Annotated in this window: 16 protein-coding genes; 9 read left to right on the top strand and 7 right to left on the bottom strand. The window is 58.4% G+C overall.

The window, feature by feature from the left end:
• Nucleotides 1-7 precede the first annotated feature (7 nt).
• The 4 genes from RIN49_RS24120 to RIN49_RS24105 all read left to right on the top strand — a co-directional run bounded on the left by RIN49_RS24120 (nt 8) and on the right by RIN49_RS24105 (nt 3,132).
• Entirely contained in the window at nt 8-361 is a 354-nt protein-coding gene (locus tag RIN49_RS24120) for a thioredoxin family protein (RefSeq protein ID WP_309122734.1), read from the top strand.
• 256 nt (nt 362-617) lie between these two features.
• Complete coding sequence (locus tag RIN49_RS24115) at nt 618-1,547, top strand: COX15/CtaA family protein (RefSeq protein WP_309122702.1); 930 nt, start codon at nt 618-620, stop codon at nt 1,545-1,547.
• A gap of 52 nt (nt 1,548-1,599) precedes the next feature.
• On the top strand, nt 1,600-2,295 hold the full coding sequence (locus tag RIN49_RS24110) for a Cthe_2314 family HEPN domain-containing protein (RefSeq protein ID WP_309122701.1): 696 nt from the start codon (nt 1,600-1,602) through the stop codon (nt 2,293-2,295).
• A 42-nt stretch (nt 2,296-2,337) separates the two neighbouring features.
• Nucleotides 2,338-3,132: an SDR family oxidoreductase gene (locus tag RIN49_RS24105; protein ID WP_309122700.1), complete on the top strand. Its 795-nt coding sequence runs from the start codon at nt 2,338-2,340 to the stop codon at nt 3,130-3,132.
• 57 nt (nt 3,133-3,189) lie between these two features.
• On the opposite strand, the gene RIN49_RS24100 is transcribed toward RIN49_RS24105, so the two are convergent.
• On the bottom strand, nt 3,190-3,435 hold the full coding sequence (locus RIN49_RS24100; RefSeq protein WP_138193078.1) for a NifU family protein: 246 nt from the start codon (nt 3,433-3,435) through the stop codon (nt 3,190-3,192).
• 70 nt (nt 3,436-3,505) lie between these two features.
• On the opposite strand from RIN49_RS24100, the gene RIN49_RS24095 reads away from it, so the two are divergent.
• Nucleotides 3,506-3,769 carry a YuzB family protein gene (locus RIN49_RS24095; RefSeq protein WP_309122699.1) on the top strand — a complete coding sequence of 88 codons (264 nt, stop codon included), beginning with the start codon at nt 3,506-3,508 and terminating at the stop codon, nt 3,767-3,769.
• 1 nt (nt 3,770) lies between these two features.
• On the opposite strand, the gene RIN49_RS24090 is transcribed toward RIN49_RS24095, so the two are convergent.
• Nucleotides 3,771-4,832, bottom strand: coding sequence for an NAD(P)/FAD-dependent oxidoreductase (locus RIN49_RS24090; RefSeq protein ID WP_309122698.1), 1,062 nt, complete (start codon nt 4,830-4,832; stop codon nt 3,771-3,773).
• Between the two features lie 66 nt (nt 4,833-4,898).
• Nucleotides 4,899-5,999, bottom strand: coding sequence for an aminofutalosine synthase MqnE (gene mqnE, locus RIN49_RS24085; protein WP_309122697.1), 1,101 nt, complete (start codon nt 5,997-5,999; stop codon nt 4,899-4,901).
• 182 nt (nt 6,000-6,181) lie between these two features.
• On the opposite strand from mqnE, the gene RIN49_RS24080 reads away from it, so the two are divergent.
• Nucleotides 6,182-6,535, top strand: coding sequence for a HesB/IscA family protein (locus tag RIN49_RS24080; RefSeq protein WP_309122696.1), 354 nt, complete (start codon nt 6,182-6,184; stop codon nt 6,533-6,535).
• Nucleotides 6,536-6,648: 113 nt separating this feature from the next.
• Here the strand turns inward: RIN49_RS24080 and RIN49_RS24075 are convergent, their stop codons facing one another.
• Nucleotides 6,649-8,448, bottom strand: coding sequence for an S-layer homology domain-containing protein (locus RIN49_RS24075; RefSeq protein ID WP_309122695.1), 1,800 nt, complete (start codon nt 8,446-8,448; stop codon nt 6,649-6,651).
• A gap of 149 nt (nt 8,449-8,597) precedes the next feature.
• Between RIN49_RS24075 and RIN49_RS24070 the strand changes: the two genes are divergently transcribed.
• Together RIN49_RS24070 and RIN49_RS24065 are read left to right on the top strand one after the other, a co-directional pair.
• Nucleotides 8,598-9,332 (top strand): stalk domain-containing protein, encoded by a 735-nt coding sequence (locus tag RIN49_RS24070; RefSeq protein ID WP_309122694.1) that lies wholly within the window; start codon nt 8,598-8,600, stop codon nt 9,330-9,332.
• A gap of 203 nt (nt 9,333-9,535) precedes the next feature.
• Entirely contained in the window at nt 9,536-11,080 is a 1,545-nt protein-coding gene (locus RIN49_RS24065) for a diguanylate cyclase domain-containing protein (protein WP_309122693.1), read from the top strand.
• A 57-nt stretch (nt 11,081-11,137) separates the two neighbouring features.
• Here the strand turns inward: RIN49_RS24065 and RIN49_RS24060 are convergent, their stop codons facing one another.
• Nucleotides 11,138-11,374: a hypothetical protein gene (locus RIN49_RS24060; protein ID WP_309122692.1), complete on the bottom strand. Its 237-nt coding sequence runs from the start codon at nt 11,372-11,374 to the stop codon at nt 11,138-11,140.
• Nucleotides 11,375-11,679: 305 nt separating this feature from the next.
• Here RIN49_RS24060 and RIN49_RS24055 point away from each other — a divergent pair, with 305 nt between their 5' ends.
• Nucleotides 11,680-11,826, top strand: a complete 147-nt coding sequence (locus RIN49_RS24055) for a sporulation histidine kinase inhibitor Sda (protein ID WP_309122691.1) — start codon at nt 11,680-11,682, stop codon at nt 11,824-11,826.
• Nucleotides 11,827-11,848: 22 nt separating this feature from the next.
• Here RIN49_RS24055 and RIN49_RS24050 read toward each other — a convergent pair whose 3' ends face one another.
• Together RIN49_RS24050 and RIN49_RS24045 are read right to left on the bottom strand one after the other, a co-directional pair.
• A complete protein-coding gene (locus RIN49_RS24050; RefSeq protein WP_309122690.1) occupies nt 11,849-12,100 on the bottom strand; it encodes a hypothetical protein in 252 nt (83 codons plus the stop codon).
• A gap of 80 nt (nt 12,101-12,180) precedes the next feature.
• Entirely contained in the window at nt 12,181-13,182 is a 1,002-nt protein-coding gene (locus RIN49_RS24045) for an NAD(P)/FAD-dependent oxidoreductase (protein ID WP_309122689.1), read from the bottom strand.
• Nucleotides 13,183-13,538: the final 356 nt, after the last annotated feature.

Raw genomic sequence — 13,538 nt, 5'->3', positions numbered from 1 at the left:
CGATATGCTGAAGAAACTCGATAGCGTCGCGGCGTTCGACGAGACCATCGCGTCCTCGAAGCCGACGGTGGCGCTGTTCAAGGCGGATTGGTGCAAGGATTGCGTGTATATCGACCCGTTCATGCCGGACGTGGCCGAGAAGTACGCGGACAAAATCACGTTCCTGGTCGTCGACCGGGACGCATTCCCGGAGCTCGGGGAGCGCTATAACATTCTCGGCATTCCGAGCTTCGTCGCGTTCCACGAAGGACGCGAGACGATTACGTTCATCAGCAAGCTGCGGAAGACGCGCGAAGAGATCGAAGGGTTCCTCGATCGCGTCGTGCAAGTGTCCGACGAGCTCGCGAACTCCGGCCGATAAGGTCGGCTAGGTTGTAGAGGAAGACCGTCTTTGAGGGCTGTTTTGCCCTTGGGGCGGTCTTTTTTGACGTTTCGTCAAGCGGAAGCTTAACGCCGATCGACGTACCGGATCGTTCGCTATTCGGGCAAATTTGCGGGAGTTCATACAAAGTTCAGAGTCGGGAAATGGCGTTTCGCCTGTCGAACCGATATAATTGGCAGTGATAAAACGCAAAGCGGACGCTTTGCCAATCTTATGATTACGGGAGTTATGCATAATGAGAAAAGGTGGAAGCGCGGTTCGCGCGCTCGCGCTCGCGGCGTGTATCGGAATGTTTCTCGTCTTGTTGATGGGCGCTACGGTCACGCAGACGGAGTCCGGCCGCGGCTGCGGCGACGACTGGCCGCTGTGCAACGGCAAATTCGTACCGGATTATACGATTACGTCGATTATCGAATACAGCCACAGGGTCGTCAGCGGCGTCGTCGGGCTGTTGATCTTGGCGGCGGCGATCGCGGTGTTCCTTCGCGTCCCTCGCCGCGCGCCGAGGCTGTATTCGACCGGCGCGCTCTTGTTCACGGTGCTGCAAGCCGGACTCGGCGCCGCGCAGGTGATGAATCCGCAGTCCGACGCGATTCTCGCCCTGCACTTCGGCATTTCGCTGCTCGCCTTCACGCTTACGCTGCTGACAGTCACGTCGGTAAGAGCATACTTTAGAGGCGACCGGTCGATCGAAGCGGTCCGGCCGGTGTCCGGCGGGTTTCGTCTTGCGGTATGGTTGACGACACTGTACTCGTACGTCGTCGTCTATACGGGGGCGTACACGAGCCACACCGACTCGGGCGGCGGCTGCGCGGGGTTCCCGCTGTGCAACGGACAAGTCGTCCCGTCCGCGCTCGAAGGGGCGACGGCGGTCGCGTTCACCCACCGGACCGCCGCTTACCTGTTGTTCGCGGTCGTCCTCGCGCTCGCGCTGTACACCTGGCGCGCGTACGCGTCGCGGCGGGACATCTCGAACGGGGCGATGTGGTCGCTCGTCCTCGTCGTCGCGCAAGTGCTTAGCGGCGGCCTGCTGATGGCGCTGGCGGGCACGGACAGCTATGTGCTCGGGACGCTGCTGCATACGATGATCATATCGGTGTTGTTCGCGGTGTTAAGCTACTTAAGCATTACGGTTTGGGAAGCCGGACGGGCGGATCGGCGCTGACGCCGAACGCCCTTCGGGCATAACGCTGCAGGAAGGGGAGAATGGGAAGAGCATGCTTCGGAAAATGTGCGACGAGCCGCCGAGAACCGACGACGCCCAGATGCGGGACATTCTTGCGCTGACGAACGAGCTGGCGATCAAATACGGCAAGCTCCGCGGCGGGGAACAAGCCGGACGGGCGCAGACGCTGGTCGCTTGGATGAAGAGCCTCGCTTCGTCGTTCGACGAGCTGGAGCAGAGCGTGCATTGCGCGATCCACTTCGCCGAGCGGGTGCAACACGATTACATGGAAGAGATGGGACCGGAGGAGCGAACGGATTTCCGCAGGCATCTATATTTCTATAAGAACGCGTTCATCCGCGTCTTCTCGGTGTTGGACAAGCTCGGCTCGTTCATGAACGACATCTTCGGACTGCACGCGGAGCGAGTGAAGGAGCGGTATTCGTATTTTACGGTGCTTCGGTGCATGCGCGAAGCGCGCGCCGAGCCCGAGCTGCTTCGGCGGCTCGACGAGACGCGGAACAAATACCGCGAGCCGGTCCGGGATCTTCGGTTGATGCGCAACCACGAGGTGCATGCGATCAACACGGAGCTGCTCGACGAAGACGGACGGCTGCGGCTTCGTCCGCGCGACCCGAGAACGCCGATCGAGGATTTGCGCCGCAACGTGGCGATGCTGCAAGCGGGCTACGCGATGGCCGGCGAGTCGCTGCACGCGGTGCTGCAGTACTGCGACAAGCGCGCGTAAGCGAGACGCGCCGACACCTTATCTCCGCGGGAGGGATCGTGAATGGAATCGCGAACGGGGAAGCCGCTCGCAGGCAGGACGGCGCTCGTCACGGGGAGCGCCCGGGGACTCGGACGCATGACGGCGCTCGAGCTGGCGGCGCTCGGCTGCAACGTCGCCGTCAACTACGTCCGAAGCGAGGCGGACGCGGCGGAGCTCGTCGAGCGGCTGCGGGCGGCGGGCGTACGAGCGGCCGCGATTCGCGCCGATGTGGCCGACCCGGCGGCGCCCCAACGGCTCGTCGCCGACGTCGAGCGCGAGCTGGGCGCCGGCGTCGACATCCTCGTGAACAACGCCGGGCCGTTCATCCGGGAGCGCCGGCGCTTCGCGGACTACGCGGAGGAAGAAGCCGAGGCGCTGATGCAGGGCAATCTGCTCGGCCCGATGCGGCTCGACCGGCTCGTCATTCCGGGCATGCGGGAGCGCAGGTGGGGGCGCATCGTGCACTTCGGCTTCGGTCGCGCCGCCGAAGCGAGAGGCTGGCCTCACCGAGCGGCTTACGCCGCGGCGAAGGTCGGTCTCGTCTCTCTGACGAAGACGCTCGCCGTCGAGGAGGCGGCTTCCGGCATCACGGTGAACATGATATGCCCGGGGGACATTCGCGGAGCGCATAAGGAGATGGGCATCGAGGACGTCCGCGGGCTCGCCGATCCGGAATCGCCGGGGCAGCGGCCGGGCGCGGGCGGAGACGTCGCGCGCGTCGTGGCGTTCCTGTGCGATCCGGCGTCGGATTACGTGACCGGCAACGTGATCGAGGTGACCGGAGGCTTCGATCCGATCCGAAACTACATCCCGTAACGAAAAAAAACCTGACGCGCCGCAAGGGCCGTCAGGTTTTCTTGAGATAAGATCGGGTTAAAATACTTGCATAACTTCCTTAACGCCTTCGATCTCTTCCGTAAGGGCGCGTTCGATGCCCGCTTTCAGCGTGATCGTCGAGCTCGGGCAGCTGCCGCATGCGCCCATCAAGCGAAGCTTCACGATGCCGTCCTCGATTTCCACGAGTTCTACGTCGCCGCCGTCGCGCTGCAGGAACGGACGCAATTTATCCAACACCTCGAGCACTTCGTCGTACATTTTTTCATCGGTGTTCGTCGTCATTGAAATCATCTCCTTTTCCTCCTATATTATATTACAAAACGCAAGAAAGTTAAACGGAGCGTGGCCTCTTATGAATCGCTTGGTCGAATTTTGCACGAACAACATGCACCACGGGACGGATGCGATCTTGCGCCGGCTCGAAGAAGAGCGGCCCGACGTCGAGACGATCGAATACGGCTGTCTCGGCAACTGCGGCATGTGCTACCTGGAGCCGTACGTTCTGGTCGACGGCGAAATCGTCGCGGCCGAAACCGCCGAGGCGCTCTACGAGAAAATCGTCCAAAAATTAAACGAAGCGGAGATCGACCCGTTCGCCGACCTGCCGCTCGATTAATTTACCCGATATGCACCTTGGACATCCAGAGCACGCCACTCTTCAGGAGGCGCGGTACGCGGCCCATCAACGTCGTGCGGCCCATGACGCCGAAGCCGGCCTTCTTGCCGAGCGAGCCGAGAACGCCCTTCAGCTTAATTTGCTTCAGCCGTACGCTTTCGCCGCGCAGCCGGGCGCGGATAATTTCCGCGACCTGCTTGCCTTGCGCTTCCGCGGCTTGTCCGCTCGGCGCGAACGGCAGGCTCGCGCAATCGCCGACGACGAAGACGTTATCGTCGTCGGGGAGATAATAATGTTCGGTCAGCACCAGTCGTCCGATGTTATCCTTGGCGCCCGGCAGCCGCTGCACGATCGGACTCGGCTGAATGCCTGCGGTCCATACGGTCACGTCCGTGTCGATCACGGCGTCCCGATCGTAGATGACGCCTTGCTCCAGACGGGAGATGGCCACATGGCCTCGCATCTCCACGTCGTGCTCGAGGAACCAGGAACGGACGTAGTCCTGCGCCTTGCCCGGGAACGCCGACAGCACGCTCGGTCCGCGGTCGAGGATGCGGATGTTCAGATCCGGGCGGCTTTCCCGCAGCTCGGCCGCGACTTCGACCCCGCTTAGCCCCCCGCCGACGATCGACACTTGGCCGTACGGCTTCACGTCGTTGACTTGTTGATACGTTCTCCGACTCGACGAGAACGTCTGAATGCTGCACGAGAACTCCTCCGCGCCGGGGATGCCGTGATACTTGTCGACGCAGCCGAGGGCGATGACGAGGAGATCGTATTCGATCGGGTCTTCGTTCTCCATCAATACGCGCTTCGCTTCGAGATCGACGGCGATCACTTCGCCGTATTTCATGAAGAGGCGGGGATCGACCGGGAAGGCGACGCGAAGCGCGAGATCCGAGACGGTACCCGCCGCGAGGGCGTAATATTCCGTCTTCAACCCTTGGAAGGGCATGCGGTCGATCAACGTTAGGCGGCAATCGTCCGGAAGACGGTCCTGCAGCAATTCGGTGGCGACGGTGAATCCGCCGTAGCCTCCGCCGAGAATAACGATATTTCGCATGAATAGCTTCCTTTCTTGACCGTAACGCGGACACTTGAATATCTATAGTTTTCGGTGATACCCGAATTAATACACTTTGATTTCGTTGTAAAACGTATCCCGTTCGACGGCCGTGCGGCCGGCGCCTTGGATCAACCAGACGAGCTCTTCGCGCGTAAGGCCTTCGGCGGACGTCGCTCCCGCGGCGTGGCTGATGCGCTCCTTCACGAGCGTGCCGTGCACGTCGGAAGCGCCGAACGTCAGCGCCATCTGCGTCAGCTGCGTGCCGATATTGATGAAATACGCCTTGATATGCGGGAAGTTGTCGAGCATGAGACGCGATATCGCGATCATGCGCATATCCTCGAACGCGGACGTTCGCCGCTTGATGCCGGCGCTGCGCGACTTGGGCTGCACCGCGAGCGGGATAAACACCATAAAGCCGTTCGTCTCGTCCTGAAGCTCGCGCAAATAGGCCATATGCTGCATCCGCTCTTCGATCGTCTCGATCGAGCCGTACAGCATCGTGGCGTGCGTCTTCATGCCGATCTTATGCGCGGCGCGGTGCACCTCGAGCCACTGGTCGGTCGTCGCCTTGTCGACGGACATCTTCTTGCGATAGCGCTCGGACAATATTTCCGCGCCGCCGCCCGTCAGCGTGCCGAGGCCGGCTTCCTTCAGCGTCAGGAGGACGTCCGTAAAGCTCATGCCGCTCAGTCTCGAGAAAAACTCGATCTCCGCCCCCGTGTACGCCTTCACCGTCACGTCCGGGAAACGGGTTTTGAGCGCGCGCACGGAATCGACGTAATACTGGAACGGCACCGTATTGTTATGGCCGCCGGTGATGTGGAACTCGCGAACGCCCGGGTGGTAATGCTGTTCCGCGAAGGCGATCACTTCCTCCGGCGAGAGCGTGAAGGCCCCGTCTTCGCCGGGGTCGCGGCGATAGTTGCAGAACGCGCAATGCGCTTCGCACACGTTGGTGAAGTAGAGGGTCATGTTTTCGATGAAGTACACCTTGTTGCCGTTCTTGCGCTGATTGACCTGATTCGCCAGTTGACCTAAGGTCAATATGTCGTTCGTTTCATATAAGTAGAGGCCGTCCTCGATGGACAGCCGTACGCCGTTCTGCACTTTCTCCGCAATCGCGGCCATGCGCTTGTCCATACCCGCAACGAGCGTGCTCATGGGTTGATTCCTCCTTATGTCCGCACTCTAGCAAAGCTCAATCTATTATAAACCTGTTGATTCGACCCGGCAATATCGAGAAGAGGGAAACGGGCTTAATATGTGACATTTTTCACAAATTTGTACTTCCCTTGAGCGCTCGGGTTCGGAGTTGTATACTATAAGGAAGGAGGTGCTTTCCAATGATCGACATTTCCGAATTGGCATCGGAGAAGATCAAGCAATTGATGGCTGCGGACGGAATGACGGACGCGTATTTGCGCTTAGGCGTGAAGACGGGCGGCTGCAGCGGCTTCACATACGGCATGGGCATCGACGAAGAGGTGTCCGAAGCCGACGACACGCTCGAGCTGAACGGCTTGAAGGTCGTCATGGAGAAGGATAGCGTCAAATATTTGCGCGGCTTGCAGATCGACTACAAGGAGTCTGCGATGGGCGGCGGCTTTACGATGAATAATCCGAACGCGATCGCGACGTGCGGCTGCGGCTCGAGCTTCCGGACGAAGGAAGAGGCGGGCGTGCCGGGCGAGTGCTAAGGCAACTCGCGCACCGTTAAGAATAGCTGAAAAATCCCCTCATCGGTCGACAACCGCGGTTGTCGCCGGGAGGGGATTTTTCAGGTTGCAAAGGGAAAGGGAAACGGCGCCGCTTATTTCTTCACGACGAGGGCGACCTCATTGTTCGCCACGGTCAACTCTACCTTCGTATAATTGACTAGAAAATTCGGCTTGTTCGTAATCCCCGTCTCGATCAATACATTGGCATCCGACTTGACCTTATACGTTCGAGGGATCGGAACGCCGCCTTGCACGACGGAAATCGTAATTTCCGTAACCGAACCGTTGAACTCCAAGTGGCTTTGATACGTCCCTTCGATCGTGTAATACGGTTTTTCGTCGACAGGGGTAGTCACGAACAGCAAAATAATGTTCCGGTCCACCAGCGACAATCGCACTTCGTCGCCGGGTTTAATATCGGCGATGGCGGCCGTCTTGCCGGCGCGAACCACGTTGATGCGATCGTCGTACGGATAGACGGTCGTTTGCCCGTTCGACGCGATGGCGATTTGTTTGCCGTATACGGCAATAACGAATCCGGTCGATTCCCCCGAGACGGCCGCCGTCTTCGTCAAGCTGACGTGATACACTTCATTGTTCGAGATCAACGCCGTCACTTGATCCCCCGGCTGCACGTCGGACCATGCGCCGATCGAATTGTTGAGGACCACGATCGAATCGCGGCTCACGGGGTAAGCGGTCGTGAGGCCGTTTTCCGTAATGGCGATCTGGGTCGGGGTAACGGACGATACGACTCCCGTCGCTCGACCGTTCAGGGCGACCGCGCTCGAAGCCTCGATGCGGGCGACCGATCCGCCCGTCAACGCGACGGTAACGTCGTCGCCGACCTTCAATGCGTTCCAATCCGCCGGCAGCGCGTTGCGCAATATCGTCACGGTATCGGCAACGGGATATGGCGTCACGATCCCGTTCGCTTCGATCGCGATGAGGCTGGGGGAGAGGGAGGCGATGACGCCCCGATCTTCCTTCGATGCGTCAAGCGCCGCTTCGTCGACATTCATATGTACAAGCTTCATGCCGCGAAGCACGGCGGAGACCTGATCCCCCGCTCGTATCGAACCGAGTCCGACGAGCTCTCCTTCGCGAACGATCGTCGCGTCTTGCCCGACGTCGAACGTATTCGTCCCGCCGTCCTTCGTGAGCGTTACTAGATTGCCCTGGACGGCGCTTACCGTCGCCGTTAATTCGACGTGGTCGGACGTGGCGATCGGAACGATGTTGCCGGCGCGATCCAACAACGCGGCGAACTCCGCGCGGCTTACCTTCCTCTTGGGGCGGAACGTGTCGTCGTCGTATCCCGTCGCGAGCCCCTTCTCCAGCGCGACGGCGACGTAACCGACGGCCTCCGCTGGGATGTCGCTGCTATCGTTGAATTCTAGCTCCGTATTCATGCTCCGCTTCGCCTCCCGTTCGAGTCCCATGGCCCGTACGAGCGCCATCGTCGTCCACCATCGTTCCGCGCCCGCCGCAGGGTTGACCGCGTCTTCCTCGAACAAGCCGCTCTTTTCGGCGACGGCGATATACCCGACGGCCCATTCGTACTTCTCGAAAATGAGCTTCGCGTCGGACGACTGAAGATCCTTCGCGGTAGCTGCCGCTTGCGCCGCCTGGTCCTGTTTTCCCATCATCCGTACAATTCCCGTAATCGTCTCGATTCGGGACACGGTCTGATTCGGACGGAAGGAGCCGTCGTCGTACCCGGTAAGTATCCCGCGTTGTACAAGTTCGGCAACGGGAGCCAGCGCCCAAGCGGCTTCCGATTTCACGTCGCGATAATGTACGGCGGCTTCCGCTTCGGGAACGGCCGCTCCGGAGTATATTCCAGCCGATAATACCGATATGGCTAATAGAAGCTTGATGCTCGAACGCATAAGATCGGGGTCCTTTCTTCCTCGTGATTTTCTCCTCTATGATTATATCAGAAATGATGGGGCTGCGAGTCGAGCGCGTACCGTCTTCCGACGTTCGTTAGTTACGTGTATACTAGCTTACAAGATGCTTTTACTAGGAGGCTATGGGTTTGCGGAAATGGATTGGAGTCGCAGGGGGAATCCTCGTTTTGACGGGGGCGGCCACAAGTTACGCCAATGTGAACGGGACGTTCGAAGGGAACCCTATTATCCAAATTCATATGGACGGACAACCGATTCAGGCGGCGGATGTGCCGGCGGTGAACCTCAACGGGCGTACGATGGTGCCGATTTATATGTTGAAGGCGTTGGGCGTGGAAGCGGTCTGGAACGGCGACAAGCAAACGGTGCAAGTATCGGTCCCCGAACCGGAATCGGTCGAGCGACCGGCGCTGAAGGCGAATGTAGATAAAGCAAGCTTGTATAAGCGCATCGAGGATTTCGGAGACCGTCTCGTCGGCATAGACAACGAGCTTCGCTTACTCAACGAGAGGATCATGTTATCGCCGATCAAGCCGGTCCTTCCTCGGGGCGAACAAAGTCGAAGCATAACGGCGGCGCTGACCGAATTCAATGGATTAATGGATGCCGCGCGCGGGATGACCGAAAGCTATCCGGAAGAGAAGGACGTCGTAGGGTCGACCTTAAACGCGTACATGGATGCGCTTCGCAATTATTCCGAAGCGTATAATAAATTGGTAGGGTTTTTGAATGGAGATCTGAACGATTATATCTACGATACGCATTACGATAACCGATCGACGGCCTCCAAACGCGTGTCCGAAGCCCAAGACGCTTCGCGCGAGCGATATCGGCTATATGTAGAGAATGCGCTTCGAGAATAAGGGAAACCGCCTTAGAGGGCCATTCGCGCAGCGTGCGCGGATGGCTTTTTCTATTTTCGCCGAACGGGATAACGCATAATGAAATGATTAGAAAAAATCTGTAAAATTTTACTTTCGGAGAAAAAGGGATTTGTAAAAAGTTGTCGAATTTTGTTCATAAAATGCCATTAAATTCTAAATTAACCGGGCGGGAGGCGCGCGCGTTGATACAAAACATCGTAATGAACGTATCGATCGTCGTCTCTTATTTGTTCGTTTTGCATTTCTTCTTCTTTCGCAGGAGCGCCGAGCGCGAGATGTCGCGGTTCCGAAGGAGCCTGTGGATCGGAGCCATGTACGGCATCCTGGGCAGCTCGTTGATGTTCTTTACCATTCCGGTCGGGTACGACCTCTTTCTCGATCTGCGCCACGTCACGATCGTTCTCTCCGCGTTCTACGGCGGTTGGGTCGGTAGTTTTGTATCCGCCTCGACGGTGTCCGCGTCCCGCGTATTGTTTTTCGGTTGGAGCGAGGCGTCCGCCTACGCCGCGGCCGCCATGTTCGTCGTCGGTCTCGGCTGCGCGGCGATCGCCCGTTTCAAGCTGTCTCCCGGCATCAAGTTCCAGCTGCTGAACGGCATGTCCACCTTTTTCGTAACGCTGCTTCTCTTATGGGGAGTGCCCGACAAGCGATTGTTCGCGACCGTTGCAGTCTACGTCTGGCTGACGTCGATCGCCGCGGGGATCGCCATGTATTTGCTTTCGTCGTTCCTCGAACGGGCGTACGAGAACGAGCGGCGCCTTCGAAAGAGCGAATGCGAGCTTCGAAGCGCGGTAAACCTGCAGCGGACGCTGCTCGATCATATTCCGAGCGGGTTATTGGTCGAGGACGAGAAGGGACGAATCATCTACGTGAATCGGGAGCTGCTGACGATGTTCGGCGAGGAGGCCCATCCGGACGCCTTGGCGGGCGTGGCGAAGTCGAAGCTGTTCGAGCGGTATCGCGAGGCGTTCTTCGATCCCGGGGCGCGGCTTCGGATGTTCGAGCTGGCCGAAGGGAAGACGCCGGCCAAGGGAATGTACGTCGATATGGCCGACGGCCGCACCTTCCAGCTGGATTACGCTCCGGTATTCGAGGAAGGACGGATCAACGCTCATCTGTGGAAGTACCAGGACGTTACGGAAATCAAAAATAACGAAAAGAAGCTGCAGGAAGCGAATACGGTGTTGAAGCGCTTATCCGGTATCGACGGCTTGACGGGAATCGCGAACCGAAGAAGCCTCGACGAGCAGTTGAAGTTCGAATGGGACGCCTGCGCCCGCAGCGGGAAGCCGTTGACGGTGCTGCTGCTCGACGTCGACGACTTTAAGCGATACAACGATAACTACGGCCATCTGAACGGGGACGCCTGCCTCCGTCGGATCGCGGAGACGCTGGAGGCGTGCGTACAGAAGCCGGACGACTTCATCGCCCGGTACGGCGGCGAGGAATTCGCGGCGCTGCTGCCGGGCACGACGATCGAGGGCGGGGCGAAGGTAGCGGAACGAATGCGGCGGGCGGTCGATGCGTTGCGCATCGCGCACGAGCATTCGAGCTACGGCCCGCATGTGTCGATCAGCGTCGGCATCGGGTCAGTCGTGCCGAGCGGCGAGGGATCGGAGTCGGAAGTGCTGGAGCGAGCGGACCGAGCGCTATACGCGGCCAAGACCGGGGGAAGAAACCGCGTCGTGGCGTACGACGCCGCAGGGCAAGCTTATGTATGGGAATAGCAGGACCCGCCAGGGCGCCTGGAACGAGACCAAAGTTCCGGCGCCCTTGTCGCGCTGTCAGCGGCATAGTCGCGTGATGATGACGAGCAGGATGAAGAGAACGAGAATCGCTTCCGCGGTCAGGCGATCTCCGCCGACATGAGAACATACCGGCTTGGCGAACGCGGGTGAGACCATCGCCGGCCCGTGCGCTTGGAGCGGAGCAACGTTCGCCGCGGGGGCGGCGTTCGCCGTCGGCCCCATGTTCGCCGTCGGCATGTGCGACACGTTCGGATTAACGTAGTATTCTGCCAATCGTACAACCTCCTCATCGTTTCGGGTACGTACCCATAGTATGAGAAGGAGGGGAATGCGCCCTGTGCGAGTACCTATATTCCTCGAATTAGGCGAATCGCCCGATTAAATTTATTTATCACGAAACTATCCACATATCCACCGAAATCGTTGCCCACATAAAACACAATGGACAGCACCGATCGGGGGGGTTAGTCACAGCTTGTGCACATGCTGTCCACAATAATCTGTGGATATCGGAACGGTTGTTCGGATTTCCTTCCTCTGGTAGCATATGAGGAAACCAAGCAAGGGAGGGAATCCGAATGAGAGGATTAAGCAACGAAAGCTTGATCGAGACGTATTTCAAAGCGCTCGACCTGGAGCTCGAACAAGACTTTATCAAGTTGTTGGAGCAGGAAATCGAGCGACGCAACTTAGAAGTCGACGCCGCCTCTTATACGCTGCACTAGAATCGTCCGTCGTTTCCTGCATTCATCCTTCGCTTTCCGGCACAGCCGCGACGAAGGCGGCGCCGCAGTTCGCGCAATACGCCTTATGAAGACATTCCCGCGCCGCGACGTCGGGGTAGCCGTTCGTCAGACGCACTTCGTCGATCGGTCGATAGGCCGAATACGGATCATAATAATCGGCTAATCGTCCGCCGTCCTCGGCTTCCCGCTTGCAAGTCGGACATGCCGCCCGCAGGTCGGCGAACCCGTTGCACACCGGACATATCGTGTTCATAGAGATAAGGGCACCCTCCCTTAAGCTGACCTTCGGCTTATCGGTAGGATGCCCTTCGTTTTTGGAAATCAGACTTTCATTTATAACTTCATATTGCTGCTGTGGCCCGGGGACAGCTTCGCGTTCGGATCGATGTACACCTTGGCGTTGTTGATCGCGGTCGGCGCTTCGCCGAACCCGACGGCGATCAGCTTCAGCTTACCGGGGTACGTCGTAATGTCGCCGGCGGCGAAGATGCCGGGGATCGACGTCTCCATGCGGGTATCGACGAGGATGGAGCCGTCCGCAATGTCGAAGCCCCATTCGGCGATCGGACCGAGCGACGACACGAAGCCGAAATTGACGATCACGTCGTCGACCTCGAATTCCGTCTCCGCGCCCGTCTTCACGTCTTTCAGCGTCACGCTTCGAATCGCGTCGTCTCCGTTCAGACCGGCGATCTCGATCGGCGTCCGAACGTCCACTTTCGACTTCATCAGCAACTCTACGCTGTGCTCGTGCGCCCGGAACTTATCCCTGCGGTGAATAAGGGTCACCTGTTCGGCGATCGGCTCGAGCATGAGGGACCAGTCGACGGCCGAGTCGCCGCCGCCGCTGATGAGCACGCGGCGCCCGCGGAATTTCTCCAGGTTGCTGACGAAGTAATGAAGATTCTTGCCTTCATATTGAGCCGCTTCCGGCAGGTCCAGCTTTCTCGGCTCGAAAGCGCCGACGCCGGCCGTAATGACGACCGCGCGCGCCTCGTGGGTCGCCTTCGTCGTCTCGATGACGAAGTGACGTTCGCTCTTCTTCGTCAAGCGGACGACCTTCTCCTCGAGACACCGCTCGATCGGAAAATGGCTCATCTGCTGCATCAGATTGTCCACGAGCTCCTGCGCTCTGACCTTCGGGAAGCCGGCGACGTCGTAAATGTATTTTTCGGGATAAAGCGCGGCTAGCTGTCCGCCCAATTGCGGCATGCTCTCGATAATCTTGCAGCTCGCCTGTCTCATACCGGCGTAGAACGCCGCGAACAAGCCGGCGGGACCTCCGCCGATGACCGCGATATCGACGATTCCGTTCTCGTTCTGCTGTCGCGTCATAGGATGCACCTCCGATGTAATGATCCTTAACATCATTAGATTTTGTTACCATTATACACAGGAAGTTCTACGGAATGAAACCCTGTTTCGCGTTTCGCGGATGAAAAATCGGTGACAATTCGTTCATATTCAAGCGCGATTTTAGGCTTGAACTTTCTTCAATATTGTGGCAAGATATTGACAGTTTGATTTGTTTTGTAATATGGGGTGATCGCTCACGATAAAGTGTTCCCATAATGGGCATCCTACCATGCAAACCTATAATTTCGTTTGTTTATGTGTAATTTTTCACAAATAAATATATAGCTTTTCACAAAAACAAAAATATATATATAACCGGAAGGATTGGAGAAAGC

Source organism: Paenibacillus sp., from assembly GCF_031177825.1.
Taxonomy (GTDB): Bacteria; Bacillota; Bacilli; order Paenibacillales; family YIM-B00363; genus Paenibacillus_AE.
Note: the sequence above shows the minus strand (reverse complement) of the source record. Positions and strands in the feature narration are given on the sequence as shown.